25 protein-coding genes are annotated in these 23,426 nt (G+C 45.9%); 9 read left to right on the top strand and 16 right to left on the bottom strand.

The features are described 5' to 3' along the window. The first annotated feature begins 79 nt into the window (after window positions 1-79). On the top strand, window positions 80-991 hold the full coding sequence (locus tag RS891_RS16125) for a helix-turn-helix domain-containing protein (protein ID WP_315792262.1): 912 nt from the start codon (window positions 80-82) through the stop codon (window positions 989-991). Between the two features lie 65 nt (window positions 992-1,056). On the opposite strand, the gene RS891_RS16120 is transcribed toward RS891_RS16125, so the two are convergent. Together RS891_RS16120 and RS891_RS16115 are read right to left on the bottom strand one after the other, a co-directional pair. Further along, entirely contained in the window at window positions 1,057-2,448 is a 1,392-nt protein-coding gene (locus tag RS891_RS16120; RefSeq protein WP_113054981.1) for an aldehyde dehydrogenase, read from the bottom strand. Window positions 2,449-2,544: 96 nt separating this feature from the next. Further along, window positions 2,545-2,847, bottom strand: a complete 303-nt coding sequence (locus RS891_RS16115; RefSeq protein WP_076288684.1) for an ArsR/SmtB family transcription factor — start codon at window positions 2,845-2,847, stop codon at window positions 2,545-2,547. Between the two features lie 196 nt (window positions 2,848-3,043). Between RS891_RS16115 and RS891_RS16110 the strand changes: the two genes are divergently transcribed. The 5 genes from RS891_RS16110 to RS891_RS16090 all read left to right on the top strand — a co-directional run bounded on the left by RS891_RS16110 (window position 3,044) and on the right by RS891_RS16090 (window position 7,107). After that, window positions 3,044-3,775, top strand: coding sequence for a GntR family transcriptional regulator (locus RS891_RS16110; RefSeq protein ID WP_315792257.1), 732 nt, complete (start codon window positions 3,044-3,046; stop codon window positions 3,773-3,775). Between the two features lie 47 nt (window positions 3,776-3,822). Beyond that, the gene (gene uxuA, locus RS891_RS16105) at window positions 3,823-4,890 is read left to right on the top strand and encodes a mannonate dehydratase (protein ID WP_315792255.1); all 1,068 of its coding nucleotides are present in this window, start codon (window positions 3,823-3,825) and stop codon (window positions 4,888-4,890) included. Further along, window positions 4,887-5,750: an SDR family oxidoreductase gene (locus RS891_RS16100; protein ID WP_315792253.1), complete on the top strand. Its 864-nt coding sequence runs from the start codon at window positions 4,887-4,889 to the stop codon at window positions 5,748-5,750. Before uxuA ends, RS891_RS16100 begins: the two co-directional genes overlap by 4 nt. A 233-nt stretch (window positions 5,751-5,983) precedes the next feature. Beyond that, window positions 5,984-6,712: a DUF421 domain-containing protein gene (locus tag RS891_RS16095; protein ID WP_113054637.1), complete on the top strand. Its 729-nt coding sequence runs from the start codon at window positions 5,984-5,986 to the stop codon at window positions 6,710-6,712. Window positions 6,713-6,735: 23 nt separating this feature from the next. Continuing rightward, a complete protein-coding gene (locus RS891_RS16090; protein ID WP_110000203.1) occupies window positions 6,736-7,107 on the top strand; it encodes a DUF4363 family protein in 372 nt (123 codons plus the stop codon). A 59-nt stretch (window positions 7,108-7,166) separates the two neighbouring features. Here RS891_RS16090 and RS891_RS16085 read toward each other — a convergent pair whose 3' ends face one another. The 7 genes from RS891_RS16085 to RS891_RS16055 all read right to left on the bottom strand — a co-directional run bounded on the left by RS891_RS16085 (window position 7,167) and on the right by RS891_RS16055 (window position 12,682). Continuing rightward, a complete protein-coding gene (locus RS891_RS16085; protein WP_110000202.1) occupies window positions 7,167-7,874 on the bottom strand; it encodes a M50 family metallopeptidase in 708 nt (235 codons plus the stop codon). Window positions 7,875-7,921: 47 nt separating this feature from the next. Further along, entirely contained in the window at window positions 7,922-8,398 is a 477-nt protein-coding gene (locus tag RS891_RS16080; protein ID WP_113054638.1) for a hypothetical protein, read from the bottom strand. Between the two features lie 201 nt (window positions 8,399-8,599). Beyond that, window positions 8,600-9,676 (bottom strand): metal ABC transporter substrate-binding protein, encoded by a 1,077-nt coding sequence (locus RS891_RS16075; protein ID WP_315792245.1) that lies wholly within the window; start codon window positions 9,674-9,676, stop codon window positions 8,600-8,602. After that, on the bottom strand, window positions 9,663-10,556 hold the full coding sequence (locus RS891_RS16070; protein ID WP_113054640.1) for a metal ABC transporter permease: 894 nt from the start codon (window positions 10,554-10,556) through the stop codon (window positions 9,663-9,665). Before RS891_RS16070 ends, RS891_RS16075 begins: the two co-directional genes overlap by 14 nt. After that, window positions 10,502-11,209 carry a metal ABC transporter ATP-binding protein gene (locus tag RS891_RS16065; protein WP_315792243.1) on the bottom strand — a complete coding sequence of 236 codons (708 nt, stop codon included), beginning with the start codon at window positions 11,207-11,209 and terminating at the stop codon, window positions 10,502-10,504. The genes RS891_RS16070 and RS891_RS16065 overlap by 55 nt, the downstream gene beginning before the upstream one ends. A 49-nt stretch (window positions 11,210-11,258) precedes the next feature. Then, complete coding sequence (rpmG, locus tag RS891_RS16060) at window positions 11,259-11,408, bottom strand: 50S ribosomal protein L33 (RefSeq protein WP_024631975.1); 150 nt, start codon at window positions 11,406-11,408, stop codon at window positions 11,259-11,261. A gap of 74 nt (window positions 11,409-11,482) precedes the next feature. Next, window positions 11,483-12,682: a GTP-binding protein gene (locus RS891_RS16055; RefSeq protein WP_315792230.1), complete on the bottom strand. Its 1,200-nt coding sequence runs from the start codon at window positions 12,680-12,682 to the stop codon at window positions 11,483-11,485. 275 nt (window positions 12,683-12,957) lie between these two features. On the opposite strand from RS891_RS16055, the gene RS891_RS16050 reads away from it, so the two are divergent. Together RS891_RS16050 and RS891_RS16045 are read left to right on the top strand one after the other, a co-directional pair. Continuing rightward, window positions 12,958-13,992 carry a permease gene (locus RS891_RS16050; RefSeq protein WP_315792228.1) on the top strand — a complete coding sequence of 345 codons (1,035 nt, stop codon included), beginning with the start codon at window positions 12,958-12,960 and terminating at the stop codon, window positions 13,990-13,992. 39 nt (window positions 13,993-14,031) lie between these two features. Then, complete coding sequence (locus tag RS891_RS16045) at window positions 14,032-15,015, top strand: TIGR03943 family putative permease subunit (protein ID WP_315792226.1); 984 nt, start codon at window positions 14,032-14,034, stop codon at window positions 15,013-15,015. A gap of 85 nt (window positions 15,016-15,100) precedes the next feature. On the opposite strand, the gene RS891_RS16040 is transcribed toward RS891_RS16045, so the two are convergent. The 6 genes from RS891_RS16040 to RS891_RS16015 form a co-directional block, all read right to left on the bottom strand. Then, on the bottom strand, window positions 15,101-16,402 hold the full coding sequence (locus tag RS891_RS16040; RefSeq protein ID WP_113054643.1) for a pyrimidine-nucleoside phosphorylase: 1,302 nt from the start codon (window positions 16,400-16,402) through the stop codon (window positions 15,101-15,103). Between the two features lie 294 nt (window positions 16,403-16,696). Beyond that, window positions 16,697-17,404 carry a purine-nucleoside phosphorylase gene (deoD, locus tag RS891_RS16035; protein WP_113054644.1) on the bottom strand — a complete coding sequence of 236 codons (708 nt, stop codon included), beginning with the start codon at window positions 17,402-17,404 and terminating at the stop codon, window positions 16,697-16,699. Window positions 17,405-17,550: 146 nt separating this feature from the next. Beyond that, the gene (gene deoB / locus RS891_RS16030) at window positions 17,551-18,729 is read right to left on the bottom strand and encodes a phosphopentomutase (protein ID WP_113054645.1); all 1,179 of its coding nucleotides are present in this window, start codon (window positions 18,727-18,729) and stop codon (window positions 17,551-17,553) included. 30 nt (window positions 18,730-18,759) lie between these two features. Beyond that, entirely contained in the window at window positions 18,760-19,950 is a 1,191-nt protein-coding gene (locus tag RS891_RS16025; RefSeq protein ID WP_315792220.1) for a NupC/NupG family nucleoside CNT transporter, read from the bottom strand. A 276-nt stretch (window positions 19,951-20,226) separates the two neighbouring features. After that, entirely contained in the window at window positions 20,227-20,877 is a 651-nt protein-coding gene (gene deoC / locus RS891_RS16020) for a deoxyribose-phosphate aldolase (RefSeq protein WP_113054982.1), read from the bottom strand. Window positions 20,878-21,130: 253 nt separating this feature from the next. Then, on the bottom strand, window positions 21,131-22,069 hold the full coding sequence (locus RS891_RS16015; RefSeq protein ID WP_053780650.1) for a DNA-binding transcriptional repressor DeoR: 939 nt from the start codon (window positions 22,067-22,069) through the stop codon (window positions 21,131-21,133). 183 nt (window positions 22,070-22,252) lie between these two features. On the opposite strand from RS891_RS16015, the gene RS891_RS16010 reads away from it, so the two are divergent. Then, window positions 22,253-22,879: an FMN-dependent NADH-azoreductase gene (locus RS891_RS16010; RefSeq protein WP_315792218.1), complete on the top strand. Its 627-nt coding sequence runs from the start codon at window positions 22,253-22,255 to the stop codon at window positions 22,877-22,879. A 114-nt stretch (window positions 22,880-22,993) separates the two neighbouring features. On the opposite strand, the gene RS891_RS16005 is transcribed toward RS891_RS16010, so the two are convergent. Beyond that, on the bottom strand, window positions 22,994-23,344 hold the full coding sequence (locus RS891_RS16005) for a hypothetical protein (RefSeq protein WP_113054648.1): 351 nt from the start codon (window positions 23,342-23,344) through the stop codon (window positions 22,994-22,996). Window positions 23,345-23,426: the final 82 nt, after the last annotated feature.

Raw genomic sequence — 23,426 nt, 5'->3', positions numbered from 1 at the left:
ACCCAAATCAAGCTAATGGACTATAATATAAATAAAGCGGTTACATCTGTTTCCATATTATTTATTCAGGGGGTCTTCCATGTCTTCCACCTATTTGCCTCCCGCTTTGGGAGAAAGTGTGCATGAGGTGTTTTACCCGGATGTCCAAACAACGGTGAATTTGTTCGCTATACATTTGCGAAGTGTCGGATCGGATTGGGATTATCCAGCCCACGAACATCCACAATATGAGCTGAATTATGTAACGGAAGGCGAACAATACATGACCGTGGACGGCAAGCTGTATATTCAAAAGGCTGGCGAATTGCTCCTGATTCCTCCAGGAAGCATTCATTCCAGCCTGAGCCATAACGGCAAGGGGTTTACGTATTTTTGCATGCATTTTGATATCGATGATCAGTTATTTCTCTCGCTGCTTGCACGAATCCAGCAGGTTTTGTTCGATGCAGATAGTCCGGTTACCCGCCAGATCGAGCCTGTACTTCGTAAATTAATGTCTTCTGCGGACAACCGGGCAGCGAGTACGATGGTGCAGCGCATGCAGCTGCAATCGGCGGTATTTGAGTTGTTCGGCCATTTGTGGGAGGCCGTCTCTCAGGAAGCCGCTCAATTGTTTACGGACGGATATGAGAAGATCGAACTGGCCCATCAAATTCGCAATCGGCTGCAAGGACTGGTGAGTCAGCAGTTCAAGCAGGGACGTGAGTCCGACAGCCATTATGGCATTGATGATATTGCAGCAGAGCTGGGCATCAGTTCCTCACATTGTAACCGTGTATTTCGGCAGGTATATGGTCAGTCTCCGCGTGTATATTTATCTGAAATGGTTCTGCATGAAGCCAAAGTTCTGCTGGGTAACCCCAAGCTGTCGGTTCAGAACATCGCTGCCATGCTAGGTTATAAGGATATTGCCCATTTCAGTCGTCAATTCAAGCGTTGGTCAGGGATTTCACCCACACGCTACAGACAGGAACAGCCTGCTCCGGAATGAGCTTTAACCATTGAACATCGTTCCAGTATGACACTTAATTTGCTTACGATTAAACGTCCGTTTTTTTATTTCAGAAGACGTTTAATGGTCTTCAGCTTGTTATCGTATGGGGGATATAAAATCGACAAGTTTAATCTGGTGCTCTTTTTAAGCACACTTTTCATATGAGAGAAGGTCTCGAGGCTGTAACGTCCATGATACGAGCCAAGGCCGGAATGTCCTACCCCGCCAAAAGGCAGACGTGGGTTGGCTACATGGGTAATCGTATCGTTAATGCATCCTCCCCCAAAAGAAACCTCTCGCATCACTTTATCTTGTAATTGTGTATCCGATGTAAACAGGTAGAGCGCCAGCGGTTTTGGCCGCTTTACAATACCTGCAATCGCCTCATCTATATGGGAATAACTGATAATCGGCAGAATCGGACCAAAAATTTCGTCCTCCATCGTTGCTGCTTCCCACGATTCAGCATCAATAAACGTCGGTTCAATAAAACGATCGTCCTCATCGGATTGGCCACCGTAGATGATATGAGCCTGATCCCGTTCAATAAGAGTCGTGAGACGTTTGAAATGGGCCTTGTTGACGATTCTTCCATAGTCACGATTGTGCTGGATATCTGTCCCAAAGAACGACTCCACTGCTGCTTTCATTTCGGTGATTAACGAATCCTTCACCTGTTCATGCACAAGCAGATAATCCGGAGCGATGCAGGTCTGACCCGTATTAAGCAGCTTCCCCCATATGATACGCTGTGCAGCCACTTTGAGATCTGCATGCTTATCCACGATGACCGGACTTTTACCACCAAGCTCCAGCGTAACCGGAACGAGATTTTTGGCAGCAGCCTCCATGACGATTTTGCCAACGGGTACACTTCCTGTAAAAAAGATATAGTCAAAAGGCGCATTAATAAGCGCCGTGGTTGTATCTTTGGCTCCTTCGACCACGTGAACGTATGCTGGTTCGAATACCGAGCTAATCATCTCGCGAATAACAGCTGATACGGCTGGTGTGTTCTCAGATGCTTTGAGTACTGCCGTGTTGCCTGCTGCCAACGCCCCAACCAGAGGTTCAATTAAAAGCTGGAATGGATAGTTAAAAGGTCCAATAATCAATACCGCACCATAAGGCTCAGGAATAATATAACTTTTGGACCCGATCAGTGCGAATTGGGTTTTGACTTTGACTGGCTTGACCCATTTCTTCAATTGCCGAATGGTGTGTGTAATACTATCCAGCATGAATCCAATCTCTGTAGTGTACGATTCGAACTCACTCTTGCCCAAATCCTGATAGAGCGCCTCAGTAAGATGTGACTCATATTGCTGAATGGCTTGTTTCAATCGGATTAAATGTGTAATGCGAGACTCTGCCGAACGAGTAGCCCCTGAGCGAAAAAACTGCCGTTGCTGCTGTAAAATTTCTTCGACTTCATGTTCGCTTAATTCCTGCATGACACTCATTAATACAACCCCTCTTCGAGTTAATGATGATTCGTTTAAACATACGAACATATAGCCCACATGCCTAAGCATGTTAACAACTCTTGCCTATAAGCACTCTTCTTCCAGCGCCCCAACCAGTTCCTTCAATAATTCCACTGAAGACCTTAACGAAGCGGAATAATACCGTTGTGTACCCTTCTGTTCTACGGAGATGAGCCCTTTTTCAAGCAATAGCTTGAGATGATGAGATATAGCAGGTCGTGACAGGTTGAACTGTTCTGTAATTTCATTCACTGTCATGCTGCCCTTCTCACTAAGAGCAAGTAAAATCGCCTGACGGTGATTGTCGCTAAGTACCTGGAATAAGGGGATGCAGGTTTGAAAAATAGATATCGCTTTTTGTCCCATAATTTCACCTCTATATGTTCTACAGATATCACAACTGTCATGTCTGTTGGTTTAAACATTTGAACCTAATGTCTATAGTTTACCCCAGCATCCCGCTAACAGCAAGCCATGTGCGATAGATTTTAGAACAACTTATATAAAGCGCTTCCACACTACCATACAAGTATGGTAGTATATCCTTGAAGGAGTTGAGAATATGGAATTTCCCCCTAGGTCTTCGTCCAAAGCCGAATTATTATCATCCTTAATAAACCCGTCTTCTCTGAACAAACAGGCATTCTCTTCTCGTGAGGCTGTCTATACAACGTTGAAGCAGTTGATTCTGAGTTTGAAGCTGCCTCCCGGCACCGCCATCTCGGAGAAAGAGATCTCGCTTGAGTTCAATGTAAGTCGGACCCCTGTTCGAGAAAGCTTTGTCCGATTAGCTCAGGAAGGTCTGCTGGAAGTTTATCCGCAGCGAGGTACCTATGTATCATTGATTCAAGTTGATCTCGTGGAGGAAGCGCGTTTCATGCGTGAACAGCTTGAGCGGGCCGTCATACGGCTTGCATGCGTGCAATTTCCAGATGAACACATGACAATACTGGAGCAAAACCTTGCACAGCAGCAGGAATGCATACTTGAACCGGATGATGAGCGAATGTTCGGATTGGATGAGGAATTCCATAGTACTCTCTTTGCAGGCTGCAACAAAAAAAACACCTGGTCCGTGATCCAGCACATGAACGTGCATCTGAACCGGAGCCGAATGCTCCGCCTGTCTTCGGATCATCAGTGGGATCACTTGCTTGAGCAGCATCGGTCCATGGTTCAGGCGATACAACAGCACGATGCCCAAACGGCGGAGCACATGATGCAGGAACATCTGCATTTGACCGTTACGGATCTGGCTGTCCTGCGGGATACATACCCTTCCTATTTTCAATAATGATGGATCTACCTGTTCTTTAAACTAATCTTGATGAGGTGAATGTGATGAGAATGGTTTTTCGCTGGTTTGGAGAAGGCAATGATACCGTAACACTTGACCATATCCGGCAGATTCCTGGTGTTGAAGGCATTGTATGGGCGCTGCATGATGTTCCTGCAGGTGAGGAATGGCCCATGGACAAAATTCTGGAAGTGAAAGCTGCTGCCGACAAAGCCGGATTGCATCTGGATGTTGTTGAAAGTGTTAATGTTCATGAAGACATCAAACTCGGCCTGCCTACACGTGATCAATATATTGAGAATTACAAAAAAACGATGGAAAAACTCGCCCAGGTAGGCGTCAAAGTCATCTGTTATAATTTCATGCCGATCTTCGATTGGCTGCGTACCGATATGCATAAGGAGATGGAAGATGGCTCTACTGCCCTCTTCTACGAACACAGCAAACTCGCCGATATTGAGCCTCTTGAACTGGTAAGCCGGATTACCGAGAATTCGGCTTTAACTATGCCAGGCTGGGAACCGGAACGATTGCAGTATTTAACAGGTCTGTTCGAAGCCTATAAGGATGTAACCGAGGATCATATGTGGGAACACGCTCGTTATTTCCTGCAGGAAATCATTCCTACTGCTGAACGGTTAGGTATTCAAATGGCCATTCATCCGGATGATCCGCCATGGCCGATCTTTGGTCTGCCGAAGATTATTACGAGTCAAGACAATGTTCGCAGATATCTGAACCTCTATGATAGCCCTTACAATAGTGTAACGTTGTGCAGCGGCTCTCTGGGGGCTAATCCGAACAATGATATTATCGGCATGATTCACGAGTTCAAGGACCGTATTCCTTTTGCCCATATCCGTAATGTCAAAATCTACGATAATGGAGACTTTATCGAGACATCCCACCGAAGTCAGGATGGAAATGTCGATATTGCCGGTGTTGTGGAAGCTTATCACGATATTGGATTTGAAGGTTATGCACGACCGGACCATGGACGTCATCTCTGGGGAGAACAATGCAGACCAGGATATGGACTCTATGATCGTGCTCTGGGAATTATGTATCTGTGGGGCGTCTGGGACTCCCTGCAAAGGAGGTCAAAAGCATGAGTGACTTTGCCAAAGAAAGATCAAGCCGTCTGGAAGGCAGAATAGCTGTAATTACTGGTGGGGCTGGTGTTCTATGTCGTTCCATGGCTGAAGAGCTCGCGCGACATGGTGCAAGTGTAGCCATTCTGAACCGTACCGTATCCAAAGGGGAAGAAGTTGTTACGGCAATCGAGGCGGCAGGTGGAAAAGCGATCGCGGTAGCTTGTGATGTGACCCAGGCCGATAGTGTAATAGCGGCAGCAGCTGTTGTTCAGGAGAAGCTTGGACCTTGCGATATCCTTATTAACGGAGCGGGCGGCAACCATGCCAGCGCCAATACCACGAATGAAATTTTCAGACAGGAAGATTTGGAGCAGCCGGATATCACTACTTTTTTTGATGTAAGTGTCGAAGGATTCCGTCAGGTGATGGATCTGAATTTTGTTGGGTCCCTCATCCCTACCCAAATCTTCGCAAGACAAATGATTGAACGTGATGTTCCAGCTACCGTCATTAATATTTCGTCCATGAGTGCCCCTTCGCCCATGACCAAAGTTCCTGCGTACAGTGCAGCGAAAGCGGCGATTAACAATTTCACGCAATGGCTTGCGGTACATCTGGCCGAATCGGGAATCCGGGTAAACGCCATTGCACCAGGGTTTTTCCTGACTGAACAAAATCGTAATCTGCTGCTTAAGCCGGATGGCTCACCGACCGAACGTTCAAGCAAAATCATTGCGCACACGCCAATGCGCCGCTTCGGCAAACCGGAAGATCTTCTGGGCACGCTGATGTGGCTAGCAGATGAACGTCAGTCCGGTTTTGTTACAGGTACGGTTATTCCTGTGGATGGTGGGTTTATGGCTTATTCGGGTGTATGATCTCTATTCTATTTTACTCTTACATGGATTGACCGAATTAAAGATATGTGTTGAATGATTAACCGAAGCCTGGAGCACTTAGCCAGGTTTCGGTTTTTTGCGTTCAAGAATAAGATTATCCTGCCTAGGAAAAGCTTGTTATAGTCCACTACTATGCTGGGTGGAATTAAAAATTGGTTCAAAGCATTCACGTTTTCAATTTGTAAGACGAAGCGAAGGAAGGTGATACATACATGATGGAAGAAACATGGGTTGTTGCTGTGCGATCAATTATCGCCTTTCTGACCCTAATTATCTATACGAGGGTGCTGGGCAAACAACAAATGGGCAACTTGACGTATTTTGATTACATTAACGGTATTACGATCGGTTCCATCGCAGGTACATTTGCGACTGATCTATCTTCCAAGGCGTGGATTCATTTTGTGGCCTTGACCATTTTTACCATCATCACGATTATCTTTCAGTATATTACGCTGAAAAATCGTACCATCTCCAAACTGATGGACTCCGACCCTACACTGGTTATCCAGAACGGTAAAATTCTTGAACAGAACCTGCATAAAATGCGGGTGAAATTCGACGAATTGACCATGATGCTGCGGCAAAAGGATGTATTTGACATCACTACGCTGGATTATGCGATTCTTGAACCGGATGGAAGTCTCTCTGTTGTGTTGAAACCTGAGAATCAACCTGTAACGGCCAAAGACATGCATATGCATCCTCCTAAGAATAAGCTGATGACCGAGATTATCATTGATGGCGTGCTGATTAAGCAAAATCTGGCGGAACGAAACAAAGATACAAATTGGCTCAGCGAGCAGCTTAAGAAGCAAAAAGTGACAATACAGGATATTGCTTTTGCCGCCATATTGCCTAACGATAAATTGTATATTGATCTATTTAAGGACAAGATTACTGAAAAAATCGATATGGGCGATTATGAGGGGCCTTTCTAAATTTACATGAAGGAGGCGATGGAATGAAAACGCGTTTCTGGTTGCTGTATGTGCTTCCGATCTGCCTCATTCTTGTGTTCGTTGCGATAATGGCAAGCGGAGCCCTTCTCAAAAAGCCCTTTGGTGCTGATGATCGCTTGCTTGAATCTGTACAAACATTGCAGAAACAGGTTGAGGGCAAAAAATGGACTGAAGCCAAGTCCCAAATCGATTACGCGATGAAAGCCTGGGACAAGATCGTCAATCGCATACAGTTCAGTGTGGAGCGTGAGACGATTTACGATATTCTGGGTACGCTTGCCCGGATGAAGGGCGGTATTGCCGCAGAGGATGATAAGGCGATCATGGAAGAAATTTATTACTTTTATGTGTTATGGGACAATCTTGGAGATTGACCCCAAGACACCAAAAAGGCACTCTCCTTTAATGAAAAAGGAAGTGCCTTTTCTTCTTTCTAAACATTACGCCCGCGCAATCCACGGGATTTTGACGTGCGGGCCGTGCTTTCTTTTCGGAAAAAGAGCGTAAGTGCCCCCTTCGCACACCACAGTGCAAACAATGCAAACAACGTTCCCCAGAACAGCGCTGGCAGAAATGTCTGCTGAGCCAGATTGGCTGCATCCCCTGCCCGGGACGGTTGTGTCCAGGACATTAGTCCAACGTACATGGCACTAACTACGGACTCTTCCAGTGTGAGGAAAGCCAATAATAAATAATAGAATTTTGCGATTTTGGCACCAAAGATCATAATCACAACATTCAGCGCACTAAAGCCTGTAAGCCAGAGCATGCCGAATTCTCCCCTTACATAGAAGAGAAGCGATACAAGAGCTACACCAGTCATAATGCCGAGCCCCCACATGTGTCGTCCCTTCCGGTAAAGATAGAATAGCAGCCAGGCAAAGAGAGACGCCGTGACATACCCCGCTAACGAAACCAATATCGATCTGCCTGGTGTCAGCATGGATGAATAGGTAACGCCGCTGTGATCTGCGTACAATTCAATGCGCAATACTTTGCCTGATAACAACAGTGTTACCAGCGCATGGCCAAATTCGTGAATCATCGTATCCAGGTTACGGAACAATGAAGAAAATGGGATAAAGCGGGTCAGTAGCGCTGAACCCACCAGAAACAGTATGGTTTTGAGCCATTTATTCAATCGGGTCCTACCTCCCTTGCCTCCAAGTAAAAATGCCTATCACTGTACTACGTGGCTACACTGTAATCGTTTCGATCCGTAAAATGTGCGGCGCAATATTGCATCCACCAGCAGAAACTCCGGTTATGGCCGATGAAAAAAGAAGACAGATCATACCGACCCGTTCCTGTCTCCAGTGTAGCAAGCAATCTGCTCCGCATCTTCGACAGCGCAAAGTTCACAAATCGATCGGCTGCCTCGTTTTGAACAAGTGTAACATAAGCATAAAGAGAATGATCTATCGGCTCATCGAGTGGGCTTACACCAGCGCAAGAAAACTCGGTACGTACACCTGCTCTGTGAAGCAAAGTCAAGGCAGCGACAAGCTCAGCATCTACTTCGACATCGTTCCAAATCTCTGTTCTCTTCGCTGCCACGGTCTGCTTTTCGCGTTCCGTCCACTGCATTAACTCGAGCTTGCGTCTTCTCCATAAATGGGTAGGTTGCTGGCTTAACAGTACTTCCTGTTCTTCATGTAAATCCATAATGCGTTTCCTCCCGTTCCCCGCATGATCTCCGTCACCTTGAACAGCGAAAAGAGCACATCCCTGTGCTCTCTGCGTGGCCAAAGGCGAAGGAATGGCTGTGCCATTCCTCAGCATGTTGTATTATTGTACCTTTTTCGATGACATGCATCAAATGGGTTTTCTTTTTTCGTAAATTCAACTTGATAAGAAGCAACAACGCTATTCATTCAGCGCCAGTTTCAGTGCCTCCAAATTCTGCCGCATTACGCCGATGTAATCCATTCCAGCAGCGATCTCCTCTTCCGTCAACCCTTCAATCGGGTTCAACACAGCCGTTTTGGCACCTACTTCGTTGGCGATAGTCTCTGACACTTTGGATGAAACCAATGTTTCAAAGAAAATTGTCTTCACCTGATGCTCCTTGGCAAAATCAATAACGGATGCCATTTGCGCAGCGGAAGGCTCTTGTTCAGGAGACAGACCGGCAATCGGTACTTGCTGCAGACCATATTCCTGTGCAAGATATCCGAATGCTGCATGCTGTGTGATGAAATCTTTACGTTTGCTGTCTGCTACAGCTGCTTTGAAATCCTGATCCAGTGCCTCCAGTTTGGCAATGTAGGCATCGGCATTTTGCTTGAATTGCTCTGCATGTTCAGGCGCAGCCTGTGCGAGTCCAGCTTCGATATTCCGCACTTCCTTCACGGCAAGTGCAGGTGACAACCATATGTGGGGATCAAGTCCACCGTGATCATGATCATGTGTATGTCCTTCTTCTGCCTCAGCGTCATGATCGTGATCATGCTCCTCAGTTGTGGCTTCATCCGCATGGTTATGTGCATCCGTTGTATCGCCATGTTCGTGATCATGCTCATCTTCTTCCGATCCTTCCAGCAGATCGATTCCATGACTCGCTTCCACTTGAATGAGTTTGGCATTGCTCAGACTATCCGTAACTTGATCGATCCAGGATTCCATTCCTGCCCCATTATAGACAAGCACATCCGCTTTTTCGATGCTCGCAATATCCTGTGGTGTCGGCTCCCAATCATGCGGCTCCATACCCGCTGGAACGAGTGTATGAACATTAGCCAGATCACCTGCTACATTTTTGGTGAATTCGTACATCGGATAAAAGCTGACTTCAACGTTCAGTTTGGCTTCTTCAGTCTCTGTTGGTACCGGCGTGTTTGAGCTGGTGCTGGAATCGGAAGCGGATTGATTTTGTCCACAACCGGCAACGATAAGTGTAAGACTGAACAATAGAGCGAGAGCAGATTTTTTATTGAATTTCATGTGGCGTATTCTCCCTTGAATGTATGAATAGAGTTGCACGTTGTTGTTTTCTCTCTTTACGATGACGTTTACGGTTATATCGTCCAATCAGCTTTTGTGCTGATATTCCAATCAATAGAAAGACCAACAGGATGAGAGCAATCGTTCCCCCCGGTGGTGTGTTTAGATGGTAAGAGGTTGTTAGTCCGCTAAAGATACCGATTAATCCGGTGACGACTGCAATAAGGATCGCTGCAGCAAAGCTGCGTGACAATCTAAGTGCCAGGGCAGCGGGCAGTACAATTAAAGCAGACACTAGCAATACGCCGACAATCGGCATGGCTGAAGCAACGGTCATTCCTGTCAGAACGGCAAAGGCAAAGGACAACCCTTTAACCTGAATGCCTCCAATCGAAGCTGTCTCTTCATCAAACGTCAAATTGTACAATGGTCTTCGGAGCACGATGAAAAAAATCAGTCCGATGACGCACACAGCCGCCATAATCCACAACTGCATATCACTAACTGCAACGATGGAACCAAACAGGTAGGAGCTGAATGTCTTGGACAGATTGGTTTTCAGACTCATGAGCACCACAGCAAGGGCCAGACCCGACGTCATAATAATTGCTACAGGCACCTCGCTATATGTCAGGTAATTCCGCCGGAGTTGTTCCACCAGCAATGCGCCGATAATCGCAATCGCAAATCCACAGATCACCGGATCAAGATTCAACACGGAACCCAGGGCAACCCCTGCCAATGAAACATGGGATAACGTATCCGCCATCAGCACCTGCCGTCGCAGCATCAGATAAACTCCTAAAATTGGAGCAATGACTCCGATCAGTCCGCCTGCCCAGAAAGCACGCTGCATGAATTCGTACTCAAACACTGCCATTCCTCACTTTCTTGCCGCTCCAGGGTAATCGTCCGGTCCAACCGGTTGCCCATCTCTTCCAATCCATGGGTGACCATAATAATGGTCAGTCCATGGACGTCTGCATAATGGCGCATCAGATCATAGAACCCTTCACGGCTGCGCCGGTCCATGCCTGTAGTCGGCTCATCCAGTACAAGCACCTGCGGCTGGCCTGCCAAGGCTCTGGCAATGCAGATTCGCTGCTTTTGTCCACCAGACAGTTCGCCAACCCGAGCGTTGCGGTATTCCCACATGCCGACTTCCCGCAAGCTGCGTTCCACAATGGCTTCCTGCTCGATTGTGAATCTGTGGAACAAACCGAGTTTGCGGTAACATCCGGATCGCACCAGTTCGATCACCGTACTGGGAAATCCACTGTTGAACGATGCGACCTGTTGGGGTACATATCCGATGTTCAGCTTACTGCCACGTACGGACTCCGCATTCATATGTACCGTGCCGCTCCAAGGCTGTAACAGCCCCAGCAGCAATTTCAGCATGGTTGTCTTCGCAGAACCATTCGGTCCTGTAATGCCGACAAACTCCCCCACATGGATATCCAGCGACAGTTGATCAATGACTGGCTCTTTGCCGTATCCAAATACCACATCACGAATGGAAGATAAAATCATGGTTTTTCCTCTTTTCGTAAATATTACGATGTAAAAATGACAAAAAAATTTATCTGGTTTCCCGGTGAATGGTCATCTTCTTCAATCGTGGTGAATATTTCTTCAATTCGATCCGTTCCGGATGGTTACGCTTGTTCTTGGTTGTTGTATAGTTGCGATCTCCGCACTCGGTGCAAGCTAAGGTTACAATGACTCTCATGGAATGGCCTCCTCTGATTTTTTCTAATCGTAATAATTACTATTTAATGAGTTTAGCCCATGCTTTTACGTTTGTCAACTCCATGCTGGAAATGGATCTTTCAGTTCTCGCCAGTTCATCAGCATCTCTTCGTCGGTTAGCAGTGTCTCATCTAATGTCCGTTCGATCTCCAATCGGTCCATGTCTATCCCGATGAACACCAGTTTCGTTACCCGATCACCCCACTGCTCATCCCAATCCGGAATCGGTGGAAGTGTATCACCAAAATGCATGTGTCGCTCTTCGTCACTCATTGCGCCTACCCACAATCCGGCTGGTCCCAACTGTTTGGATGTTCCCGCATGACTGAACGACACCGCCATATGGTTACGCGTAGCCAGCCACATTAAGCCTTTGGAACGTACAATGCTATCAGGCCATTTCGCAATCCAACGCAGCAAACGCTCCGGATGAAACGGACGTTTCCGATGGTAAACAAATGAGTGAATGCCATACTCCTCTGTCTCGGGCGTGTGTTCTTCCTTCATTAATTCGCGGATCCAGCCCGCAGACTGGCTTGCTTTTTCAAAATCAAACCGTCCGGTATTCAATATCTCCCTCGGGTCAATCTGCCCATGAGTGGTGCGAATAAGTCGGGCTTCCGGCTGCATCGCATGTAGTGCTTTCTCAAGTTTGAGCAGCTCTTCTTCCGATACCAGATCGCACTTGTTCAAAATCAGCACATCACAGAATTCAACCTGATCCGTCAGCAGATGAACGATCCCCCTTACATCATCCTCTCCCGCTTCCTGCCCCCGATCCTTCAACGTTTCTTTGGAATAGAAGTCACGCCAGAACTGAGCAGCATCCACTACCGTTACCATCGTGTCGAGCCGCGTAAATTTCGTTAAATCAATCCCCAGCTCTTCATCAATATATGTAAACGTCTGGGCAACGGGTACTGGCTCTCCAATGCCTGTCGATTCAATCAATATATAGTCAAAAGAACCGTCCAGCGCAAGCCGCTCCACCTCTTTAAGCAAATCCTCCCGCAGCGTGCAGCAGATGCAGCCATTAGACATCTCCACCAGCTTCTCATCAATACGTGACAATCCACCACCATCCCGGATCAAGCCAGCATCAATGTTCACTTCACTCAGGTCATTCACAATGACAGCAACTCGCATGCCCTCGCGATTATGGAGCACGTGGTTCAGTAATGTCGTTTTGCCTGCTCCCAGATATCCACTCAATACCGTCACCGGAACTCGGGGTTGTACCTGTTGTTCTTTCATTTCAATGACTCCCTTCCATTTATCCTCTTAAAACTAAAAAATCGGAATGATATGTAGCTTCCACTCCACTAATGGGCTAAAAATAATAATTAATAGTAATTATTACGATTAACAAAACAAACTATACCTGAATGTCATTTCTTTTGTCAATATTAGAAGTTTTCAAGGTCCAAATATGTAAATCGTAAAAATGTCGATTAATTAACGAGAACGAGTATGATGCGGACGGTACAAGCATATATTTTACCAAAGTCCCGGTTCTGGAGGTCTATCCCATGAAAATGGCAGCCAATCTTAAGCTCCTGTCATTCCTGATTCCTTGTGCATTTCTTGTTCCCGTGTTGATCACGATGGCTCCCAATCTGAAAGAAGCATGGAACAGTGAAGCCTTACAAAATATGAAAACGGTATTCATCAGCATTTTTCTCGAAGCCGTTCCTTTTCTGCTCATAGGAGTGCTGTTGTCTTCGCTAATGCAATGGTTTGTTTCGGAGGAAATGATTCGCAAACTAACACCCAAGAACCCTGTAGGGGGTGTTCTGGTAGCGGGGCTGCTGGGAATCATTTTTCCCATCTGCGAATGTGGCATGATTCCGGTCGTGCGACGCTTGATGCACAAAGGCATGCCGCCTTATATCGCGGTGACCTTTATTCTTAGCGGTCCTGTTGTAAATCCCATTGTTTTTACCGCAACCCTGCTCGCTTTTCCTTCCCATCCCGAAATTACGATCGCCCGTATGGGACTGGCCTTTGCTGTAGCAGCTTCCATCGGGGGTCTGGTCTATATGTTCGTCCGCCAGAATCCATTGCGTAAACCGAAGGCTACAGTGACAGAGGTCAAGACACATCCCGGATTTAAAATGGCACAACCTCATTCCCATTCAGCCGATCATGATCACGTGCACGATAAAAATTGGCGCAGCTTTTTCATCCATGCAGGTGACGAATTTGTCGATATGAGCAAATATTTGGTCATTGGCGCTCTTATTACAGCCTGCATCCAAACCTTTATCAGCCGGAGTGATCTCATTTCTCTAGGTAACGGACCTGTCGCCTCCTATGCCTTCATGATGGGTTTTGCGTATGTATTGTCTCTCTGTTCGACATCAGATGCATTCGTAGCCTCTGCCTTCTCTCACACGTTTGCATTAGGACCGCTGTTATCCTTTCTCGTTCTCGGTCCAATGCTTGATTTTAAAAGCACATTGATGCTGCTCTCCACCTTCCGCACCCGGTTTGTTATTGGCCTGAGCTTGGCCATTATTGCTTTGGTTTTCGCAGGGTCGTGGTTGATTAACCTTTTGGCATGACAGTTTTGAGTATAATATCTGATCAAAAGAGGTGCTTACATGAACCATCCTGGTTATACAGTGACCAAAGCTCCGGTTACCAAATCTCATGCTATCCAATGGCATAACCTGATTCGTGCGCTGTGGATCGGCGGGCTCGCTGTATACATCATTCATTTGAATACAACGGATTCTCTTCATTATTACTTGGCGCCGACAATGCAGCGATTGCTTCTCTGCTGCCCTGTTCCCTTTTTATTTATTGCCGCCATAATGGCCTGGCACGGACTGTTTGGTAATAGCGAGATCCATTGCGATTGTGAGCATCCGCCTCCTTCAGGATGGGTACGCAGCTCGCTAATGTACGGATTGATTGCCATTCCATTAGTACTTGGTTTTCTTTTGCCGGATCAGGCACTAGGCAGTTCCATGGCCAGTCAAAAAGGCATGTCCCTAACCTATGGACCTCCCGAGATTCTTCGAAAAGAACCCTTACCAGATGCAGCAGAATTGGATATTAAAGATCTATCCAAAAAAACTGCAAATGTTGAATCATCTGTGCCTGCCACGAAAGTACAATTCGTTCCTCCGGATGAGTATAGTCGTGAATTTGCCGAACTCGCTGAGAAGTTATATGCGGAATCGGTCATTAAGGTATATCCTGAAATCTTCTCCGAGACATTAGGGTCCATCGACATGTTCCAACGACAATTTGCAGGCAAGGCCATAAGCCTTACCGGGTTTGTATATCGAGACAAAAGCATGGAGCATGAATCTCATTTTGCATTAGGGCGATTTCTCGTGATGTGCTGCCCGGCAGACGCTGCGCCCTTTGGCGTGATGATTCATGTCCCGAATGCAGACAGCTTTCCTACAGACAGTTGGGTACAAATCGATGGCACCATTGGTTCTGCTCAAGTGAATGGCGAAGACACCATTGAGATTCGGGCGACGAAGGTAACTCCGGTCGATCAGCCACCCACCCCTTACATTTACACCAGTGCAGATTCAATTGTGACGTATGATAAGTTGCAAAATGAATAAGTAAAAGCCCCGAAGCTATGGAACGCACAGCTTCAGGGCTTTAAATTTGATTCAGGCATAAGATTAAACTTGTTTGCCTGATATATTATTCAGTTACAATATCATGGACCAATACAGGAGCATCCGCATGGTCAGCAATAGTAATGTTCTCTTTGATTTTCGCGATTACGTCTGCTACGTCTTCACGATTGGCATGGATCGTTACGAGTGATTCGCCAGCTTTAACTTGGTCACCCACTTTTTTGTTGAGCATCAAGCCCACAGCAAGATCGATCTCGGATTCTTTTGTTGCACGACCTGCGCCGAGCAGCATTGCAGCAGTACCGATTTCGTCAGCGACGATACCAGCTACATATCCGTCTTTATCCGCTGGTACTTCAACCAAATATTTGGCTTGTGGCAAGCGATCCGGGTGATCTACAACTGAAGCGTCTCCGCCTTGATTTGCCAGAAAGTCTTTGAATTTATCCAGTGCTTTACCGTTCTGGATCACTTCTTTCAATTTCTCCTCAGCATGTTCCAGGGAGTCAGCTTTGCCAGCAAGGAATACCATTTGACGTCCAAGCGCCAGACAGAGTTCTTCCAGATCCTTCGGTCCTTTACCTTGCAGCGTAAGAATGGCTTCTTTCACTTCAAGCGCGTTACCGATAGCGAGACCCAATGGTTGGGACATATCGGAAATGACGGCCATTGTTTTACGTCCTACATTGTTACCGATGCTTACCATGGCATGTGCCAGTTCTTTTGCATCTTCTGTGGTCTTCATGAATGCGCCAGCACCTGTTTTGACATCCAATACGATCGCATCTGCACCTGCAGCAATTTTCTTGCTCATGATGGAGCTTGCGATCAGTGGGATAGAGTTAACGGTAGCTGTAACGTCACGCAATGCATAGAGCTTTTTGTCCGCCGGCGTGAGGTTGCCACTTTGACCGATAACGGCAACTTTATGTTCGTTAACGAGTCGGATGAACTCTTCTTTCTCCAACTCCACGTGGAAACCAGCAACAGATTCCAGTTTGTCTGTTGTACCACCAGTGTGACCCAATCCACGTCCGGACATTTTGGCAACTGGAACATCCAGAGCAGCAACAAGCGGTGCCAGTACCAGCGTTGTAGTATCACCAACGCCTCCCGTGGAGTGCTTGTCTACTTTGATACCTTCAATTGCTGACAGATCAATGGTCTCGCCCGAGTTCACCATGGACATCGTCAAATCAGCGCGTTCCTTGTCGGTCATATCCTTGAAGAATACAGCCATCGCCCAAGCGCTGACTTGATAATCCGGGATTTCGCCTTGTGTATATCCTTGAACAACAAAGTCAATCTCAGCTGTTGTCAGTTCTTTTCCGTCGCGTTTCTTAGCAATAATGTCTACCATTCTCATGATGATCTCTCCTTCGTTGTGGGTGATTTACACGCGTCACTCCGATGGCAGAACAACCTTCCAACCGCTGTTATCCCCAGATTTTTCTGATTCCCTTTTTTAAAGGGAAAATCCGGTGATAAAGGCGGACGCTTCGCTTCTTCAGGTTTTTTCTGCCCTCTTCGTTATCGTGTAAATTTTATGTTCTTTGTAATAGGGCGAACGCTTCTACAGAATCGATTCCGGTTCCTCCACTACGCTCGTGGAACAAAAGTATCGATTAAAATCAACTGATTTGAATATAAAATGCAACAATTACAGCGTGATTGCTGTTTCCAGTGCTACTACCATCATGTCGTTGAACGTTTTTTGGCGCTCTTCGGCGGAAGTCTCTTCACCTGTCAGCAAGTGATCACTTACCGTCAGGATCGTCAGTGCATTTACGCCAAATTTGGCTGCGAGTGTGTACAGTGCAGTTGTTTCCATCTCAACGCCCAGTACGCCGTGCTGCATCAATTTCTCAGTCACGGAACGGTCGTCACGATAGAAGGAATCGGAACTGAACACGTTACCGACATGGATTTTCATGCCTTTGGCAGTTGCGCGGTCATAGGCTTCTTTCAGTAGGGAGAACGTCGCGATCGGGGAAAAATCATATCCACCAAATACGAGCTTGTTCATACTGGAATCGGTACATGAAGCTTGAGCAAGGATAACATCACGAACGCGAACGTGTTGTTGCATACCTCCGCAAGTTCCAACACGAATTAGGTTTTTTACACCGTATTCGCTGATCAGTTCGTTGGCATAGATGCTGAACGATGGAATACCCATTCCAGAGCCTTGCACCGAGATACGGTGTCCTTGATATGTACCCGTAAATCCGAGCATTCCGCGAACTTCGTTGTAACAAACGACATCTTCAAGGTACGTATCTGCAATAAATTTTGCACGCAATGGATCTCCTGGCAAAAGGATTGTTTCTGCAATATCTCCGGGTTTAGCTCCAATATGTGTACTCATGATTAAATCTCCTCCAGTTATCCATATGATTGAATGAAGGTCAGGAACCGGAGCAGCCGAAGCTGCCCCCACGGTCATCCTGTCCGACTTTTATGTTTCAAGAAAACAACAGTTTCCCCATGTTGAGTTAAAGATAAGAATGCTGATTATTTCAAATCTTTCAGGAAGCTTGTTCCATATTCCGGCAGTTTTACTCCGAAGTTCTCAGCCACTGTTGCTCCAACATCAGCAAATGTACTGCGCAGTTCAAGCTTTTTACCCTCGCTGAAGCGTGGAGAGTACACAAGCAATGGCACATACTCACGTGTATGGTCCGTGCCGCGGTAGGTTGGGTCGTTGCCATGGTCGGCTGTGATGAGCAGCAGATCTTCGTCTGTCATTTTGCTGAAGATTTCTGGCAGTCGAGCATCATACTCTTCAAGCGCCTGGGCGTACCCTTGTGGATCACGACGGTGTCCGAACAGGGCGTCGAAGTCAACCAGGTTCAGGAAGCTGAGTCCAGTGAATTCTTCATCCATCGTTTCGGAAAGTTTGTCCATGCCATCCATGTTGGAGACGGTACGTACAGACTTGGTTACGCCTTCGCCATCGTAGATATCTGAGATTTTACCCAAAGCGATAACATCAAATCCACCGTCTTTGAGTTCATTCATCACGGTACGGCCAAAAGGTTTGAGCGCATAATCATGACGGTTAGCTGTACGCTTGAAATTACCTACTTCGCCTACAAACGGACGGGCAATAATGCGGCCCAGCATGTAAGGATCGTCGAGAGTAATCTCGCGGCAGAACTCACAGATTTCATACAATTCTTTCAGTGGAACAACATCCTCATGAGCTGCAATCTGCAGAACCGAATCTGCGGATGTGTATATAATCAGGGCACCTGTTTTTACATGTTCTTCGCCCAATTCATCAATGATTTCCGTGCCGCTTGCCGGTTTGTTCCCGATCACTTTACGGCCTGTTTTTTCCTCAATGCGCTGAATCAACTCATCCGGGAACCCGTCAGCGAACACGCGGAAAGGAGTATCAATGTACAGACCCATTAGTTCCCAGTGGCCTGTCATGGTGTCTTTACCTCTGGATGCTTCCTGCATCTTGGTGTAAAAAGCTTTTGGTGCATCCGCTACAGGCACACCTTCAATTTCCTTAATATTGGACAGTCCAAGACTGGCCATATGCGGCATCTTCAATCCTCCGCGTTCACGTGCAATGTGACCAAAGGTGTCGACGTCGAAATCATCGAATTCCGCTGCATCCGGCGCTTCACCAATTCCCACTGAATCCATAACAATCAGATGTACTCTTTTGAATGTTGACATAATTTAAGCACTCCTTCCAATAATCCGGCTTTACAAGAACAGTCCGGCGATGATCGCAGACAGCACGCTGACAAGCGATGCACCGTAAAGCAGTTTCAGACCGAAGCGGGCCACCACATTACCTTGTTTCTCATGAAGTCCTTTCACCGCACCGGCAATGATTCCGATGGAGGAGAAGTTCGCAAACGATACAAGGAAGACGGATACGATTCCTGTTGTTCTGGCAGACAATGTAGTCTGTTTGGTCAGATCAAGCATGGCAACGAATTCGTTGGATACCATTTTGGTAGCCATAATACTTCCCGCTTGAATCGCTTCTTTCCAAGGAACACCCATAATGAAGGCAAATGGTGCAAACACATAACCAAGCAGTTCCTGGAACGAAATGCCGAGCACTGCACTGAAGATCCCGTTAACCAGTGCGATCAGAGCAACAAAACCGATTAACATTGCAGCTACGACGATCGCAACTTTGAAACCATCCAAAATGTACTCGCCCAACATTTCGAAGAAGGATTGTTTCTCCTCTTCCTGTACTTCCAATATATCTTCTTCCGGGGAAACCTCATAAGGATTCACGATGGAAGCAATGATAAAACCGCCAAACAGGTTCAGCACAAGTGCCGTAACCACATATTTAGGATCAATCATGGACATATAGGCACCGACAATGGACATCGATACCGTGGACATCGCTGAGGCACACAAAGTGTACAGTCGATGTTTAGGCAGCAACCCAATTTGTTTTTTCACAGAAATGAACACTTCAGATTGCCCCAATACAGCCGAAGCAACCGCGTTATATGATTCCAGTTTGCCCATTCCGTTGACTTTGCTTAATATCAGACCAATATATTTTATAACAAAAGGCAAGATTCGGATATACTGCAATATGCCAATGAGCGCTGAGATAACAACGATCGGCATCAGTACACTGAGGAAGAACGGCGCGCCCCCACTGTCTGCACCAACGGTAGTCAAGCCACCGAATACAAATGAGATACCGTCATTCGCATAGCCAAGCAAGCTTTCAAATACGGTTGCGAAACCGCCAATCAAAAATGTACCCACTTCTGTGTTCAATAATGCGTATCCCAATATTACTTGCAAAACAATCATGATGATTAGTGGACGATATCTGATCTTCTTCTTACCGTTGCTGACCAGATAAGCTAGTCCAAAGACAACAAGTATACCAAGAAGGGCAATTAGGAATTTCATTCTATCTCTCCTTTGAAGGTAGTTAAGCCGGATGTTTATTCAGCTCAAAGGTTTCCCATATATGTGATGAATTAACCTTTCAGAAAACGGTTGAAGCGCTTACAATAAATTCGGTTTTTTATGATTCAATTTTAATTAAAATATAGAAAGTTGGATCAGCTTTAAAACTTGTTCTCCACATCCACCGAATAGATATGAAGAACAAGTTAGTACCTTTAAAGCATCCAAGCATTCAATCTAATAAAATTTATCGAAAACAATTAACTCACGAATAAATTAATAATTAGAAGTCGATTGTTCACCTTGCATGATCTTCACACCAGAACTAGCGCCAATCCGAGTTGCTCCTGCAGCGATCATTTTTTGCATATCTTCCAGGCTACGCACGCCGCCGGAAGCTTTAACCCCTACATCAGGACCTACGGTACGACGCATCAAAGCGATATCTTCTGGAGTTGCTCCACCCGTGGAGAATCCTGTAGACGTTTTGACAAAATCAGCTCCAGCTTTTACTGCTGCCTGACATGCACGTACTTTCTCTTCGTCCGTCAACAGACAAGTTTCAATAATGACTTTCACCAATGCTTTACCCGCTGCTGCTTCAACAACTGCACGGATATCCTGTTCAACAGCGTCATCTTTGCCATCCTTCAAAGCACTAATGTTGATGACCATATCCACCTCAGTAGCACCTTTAGCGATGGCGTCTTTGGTTTCGAATGCTTTGGTCTCGGAAGTGGAAGCTCCCAGAGGGAAACCGATAACAGTACAAATATCCACGCCAGTACCTTGAAGCTGTTCAGCAGCATAAGCAACCCAGCCCGGGTTAACACATACAGAAGCAAATTGATATTGTTTCGCTTCTTCGGTCAATTTGGCCATTTCACTTTGTGTTGCATCTGCACGAAGCAAGGTATGATCTATCATTTTGGCTAATTGTGGTGTAGTCAATTTAATCTCCCCTTATCTGAACTAGTTATTTTCTATATCCCTACCCTAACATGAACATATGTAAAAATCAATATGAACTTTTGTTCACTCTTGAAATTTAAACACATTCCGTAGAAACTTCACTAAACAAATGACTTCGCTCACCGGGATGCAATCGTATAATATAGCTTCTGCCTAAGAAAGCAAAACATCCGCCCATGTCGCGTGGCAGATGTTGTCATCCCTTGCATTATAATCGAAGCAAAGCTTGGGCTGTGTATTGGTCTGTTACCAAAATGTTGGCGTAATGACCTTTGAGCGCAGCATGAATAGCTTCTATTTTACGTTTTCCCCCGGCCACAAGAATCGATTTTTCCTTATTTCGCAGCTCGGCCAGATCAATTCCGACGGTTCTGTTGTTAATTTCTTCACTGATCAAGCGGCCCTCGGCATCAAAAAAACGTGAACAAATGTCACCTGCACCTGAATGCATCAGCAATTGCTGTTCTTCATCATTGAAGTACCCCAGTCTGAACAAAAGTGCATCTTCCTTCACTGTACCTACAGTAAACATGGCAATATTCGCCTGTCGGCCAAGTTCCACAATCCTGCCAATATGTCGGTCTGCTTCTACCATTTTTTTGACTTCAATGTTGTCGAAGATCACGGGCAAAGGCAAATATCGGGGAACCGTATGGAAAGCTTCCGCAAATAAATGAACAATTTCTGCCGCATACGTATTCACATGGGAGTGGCTTACGCCTCCCTTGAGTTGAACCACTTCCACGCCTTTGACCTGCTTGGGACGAAGCTGACGGGCTACGGCGTTCATCGTTGTGCCCCAGGTTACCCCAATAATGTCCGCATCCTGAACGGTATCCTGTAAGTAATCTGCTGCTCTTTTGCTAATATGTTTCAAAATTTCTTCGTCACTCTTCAACGGGGCAAAACATACAAGCGCAGTATCGAGATTGTACTTGGCTTTGAGTTCCCCGGCGATAATGTCGATATCCTCCAGCGGATCCATGATTTCAATGCGAACATAACCACGATCTTTCGCGTACTGAAGTAATCTTGATACCGTTGGACGTGACACACCCAGCCTGACCGCAATGTCTTGCTGGCTGTAATCCGACTGATAATACAATTTCGCTGCTTCAATGCTTAATCGTTGCTTCTCCAGATCCATTCCCATATGCGCTCATCTCACTCATTCCTATTATCGTTCGATTCACCTTACACCAATGTATTATACATGAATGAGTATCAGGTCACTATCCAGGTATAAAACGTTACAAACGATGCATACTACATCGGTCGCTTATTAATGTCGGCCCTTTTTGTAAAAAACATCATAGAGAGGAAGAATCGTATGTCTACATTATTGTATATTACTGCCCATCCTCATGATCATGAAACTTCATTCAGCATGGCTGCAGGTAAAGCGTTTGTGGATGCATATCGTGAAAGCCATTCCTCGGATGAGGTTGTTCATCTGGATCTTTATCGCTCAGATATTCCTCATATTGATGCAGATGTATTCAGTGGTTGGTGGAAACTTCAATCCGGCAGCGAATTGACTTCTGAAGAAAAGGTTAAGGTTCAACGTTTGAATGAATTATCGGATCAATTCGCCTCTGCTGACAAATATGTTTTTGTAACTCCGATGTGGAACTTCTCTTTCCCTCCAATTATGAAAGCTTATATCGACTCCATCTGTGTAGCTGGTAAAACGTTCCGTTATACGGAACAAGGCCCGGTTGGATTGCTTTCCAACAAAAAGGCACTGCATATTCAGGCTCGTGGCGGCATTTATTCCGAAGGGCCTGCGGCTCAGATGGAATCCGGTCATCGTTACCTGAGCATTATCATGTCTTTCCTGGGTGTGCCTAAGCTTGAAGGCATTTTTGTGGAAGGACATAACCAATATAAGGAACGCGCAGATGAGATCAAACAGCAAGCTATAGAAGAGGCACGTACACTCGCTAAACAGTTCTAACCCTTAAATAGAACAAGTACAACAACAAACACAAAACCCGCATGCCAACCCAAGGATATTAATTCCAAGGGAGGCACGCGGGTTTTAATTTTTTTTATAATAACCGATAGAGCTTTATTGATGTCCAGCACTAGCACGGCTCATGGTTTCAAGTTTGCGAGTAATGGCATTGCGATCCACTTTCAGTCCCCAAATGGCTTCAATAATCTGTTCTTTCTCTTCAGGCCCATCGGCATTTTTGAGTTGCATTAACAGATCATGCATCTGTTCGTTTATACCTTCAAATTGACTCCAAAGATCCTGTCTGACCTCGGTTGAATCCAGATGATGATTAGCATCCACTTCTTCTTTCAATGCTTGCAGAATAGCTTCTTTCCACTCCTCATCACCTAGCTGTTTCGCTATGTTCAGGAGATCCAGATAATCGTCAACAAGAAGTGAGTTCAATTCAGCATGTGTTTTCATCGTTTATTGCATCCCCTTTGCAACTATTTACCCAGTATTATACTCGGTATTTCGGGATATGCAAGACTTGTCGAAAAAAGTT

Source organism: Paenibacillus sp. BIC5C1, from assembly GCF_032399705.1.
GTDB lineage: Bacteria > Bacillota > Bacilli > Paenibacillales > Paenibacillaceae > Paenibacillus > Paenibacillus taichungensis_A.
This window is presented reverse-complemented; position numbering and strand designations above follow the sequence as displayed.

What these genes read in the sequence shown, in the direction of transcription:
- RS891_RS16065 (WP_315792243.1), bottom strand. Translation starts at nt 11,209, where the DNA reads ATGATTTTATCTTCCATTCGTGATGTGGTATTTGGATACGGCAAAGAG.
- RS891_RS16040 (WP_113054643.1), bottom strand. Translation starts at nt 16,402, where the DNA reads ATGAGAATGGTAGACATTATTGCTAAGAAACGCGACGGAAAAGAACTG.
- RS891_RS16005 (WP_113054648.1), bottom strand. Translation starts at nt 23,344, where the DNA reads ATGAAAACACATGCTGAATTGAACTCACTTCTTGTTGACGATTATCTG.
- RS891_RS16125 (WP_315792262.1), top strand. Translation starts at nt 80, where the DNA reads ATGTCTTCCACCTATTTGCCTCCCGCTTTGGGAGAAAGTGTGCATGAG.
- RS891_RS16015 (WP_053780650.1), bottom strand. Translation starts at nt 22,069, where the DNA reads ATGGATCTGGAGAAGCAACGATTAAGCATTGAAGCAGCGAAATTGTAT.
- RS891_RS16110 (WP_315792257.1), top strand. Translation starts at nt 3,044, where the DNA reads ATGGAATTTCCCCCTAGGTCTTCGTCCAAAGCCGAATTATTATCATCC.
- RS891_RS16090 (WP_110000203.1), top strand. Translation starts at nt 6,736, where the DNA reads ATGAAAACGCGTTTCTGGTTGCTGTATGTGCTTCCGATCTGCCTCATT.
- RS891_RS16075 (WP_315792245.1), bottom strand. Translation starts at nt 9,676, where the DNA reads ATGAAATTCAATAAAAAATCTGCTCTCGCTCTATTGTTCAGTCTTACA.
- RS891_RS16095 (WP_113054637.1), top strand. Translation starts at nt 5,984, where the DNA reads ATGATGGAAGAAACATGGGTTGTTGCTGTGCGATCAATTATCGCCTTT.
- RS891_RS16025 (WP_315792220.1), bottom strand. Translation starts at nt 19,950, where the DNA reads ATGAAATTCCTAATTGCCCTTCTTGGTATACTTGTTGTCTTTGGACTA.
- RS891_RS16120 (WP_113054981.1), bottom strand. Translation starts at nt 2,448, where the DNA reads ATGCAGGAATTAAGCGAACATGAAGTCGAAGAAATTTTACAGCAGCAA.
- uxuA (WP_315792255.1), top strand. Translation starts at nt 3,823, where the DNA reads ATGAGAATGGTTTTTCGCTGGTTTGGAGAAGGCAATGATACCGTAACA.
- RS891_RS16115 (WP_076288684.1), bottom strand. Translation starts at nt 2,847, where the DNA reads ATGGGACAAAAAGCGATATCTATTTTTCAAACCTGCATCCCCTTATTC.
- RS891_RS16070 (WP_113054640.1), bottom strand. Translation starts at nt 10,556, where the DNA reads ATGGCAGTGTTTGAGTACGAATTCATGCAGCGTGCTTTCTGGGCAGGC.
- deoD (WP_113054644.1), bottom strand. Translation starts at nt 17,404, where the DNA reads ATGAGTACACATATTGGAGCTAAACCCGGAGATATTGCAGAAACAATC.
- RS891_RS16100 (WP_315792253.1), top strand. Translation starts at nt 4,887, where the DNA reads ATGAGTGACTTTGCCAAAGAAAGATCAAGCCGTCTGGAAGGCAGAATA.
- RS891_RS16050 (WP_315792228.1), top strand. Translation starts at nt 12,958, where the DNA reads ATGAAAATGGCAGCCAATCTTAAGCTCCTGTCATTCCTGATTCCTTGT.
- rpmG (WP_024631975.1), bottom strand. Translation starts at nt 11,408, where the DNA reads ATGAGAGTCATTGTAACCTTAGCTTGCACCGAGTGCGGAGATCGCAAC.
- RS891_RS16010 (WP_315792218.1), top strand. Translation starts at nt 22,253, where the DNA reads ATGTCTACATTATTGTATATTACTGCCCATCCTCATGATCATGAAACT.
- RS891_RS16045 (WP_315792226.1), top strand. Translation starts at nt 14,032, where the DNA reads ATGAACCATCCTGGTTATACAGTGACCAAAGCTCCGGTTACCAAATCT.
- deoC (WP_113054982.1), bottom strand. Translation starts at nt 20,877, where the DNA reads ATGATAGATCATACCTTGCTTCGTGCAGATGCAACACAAAGTGAAATG.
- deoB (WP_113054645.1), bottom strand. Translation starts at nt 18,729, where the DNA reads ATGTCAACATTCAAAAGAGTACATCTGATTGTTATGGATTCAGTGGGA.
- RS891_RS16055 (WP_315792230.1), bottom strand. Translation starts at nt 12,682, where the DNA reads ATGAAAGAACAACAGGTACAACCCCGAGTTCCGGTGACGGTATTGAGT.
- RS891_RS16080 (WP_113054638.1), bottom strand. Translation starts at nt 8,398, where the DNA reads ATGGATTTACATGAAGAACAGGAAGTACTGTTAAGCCAGCAACCTACC.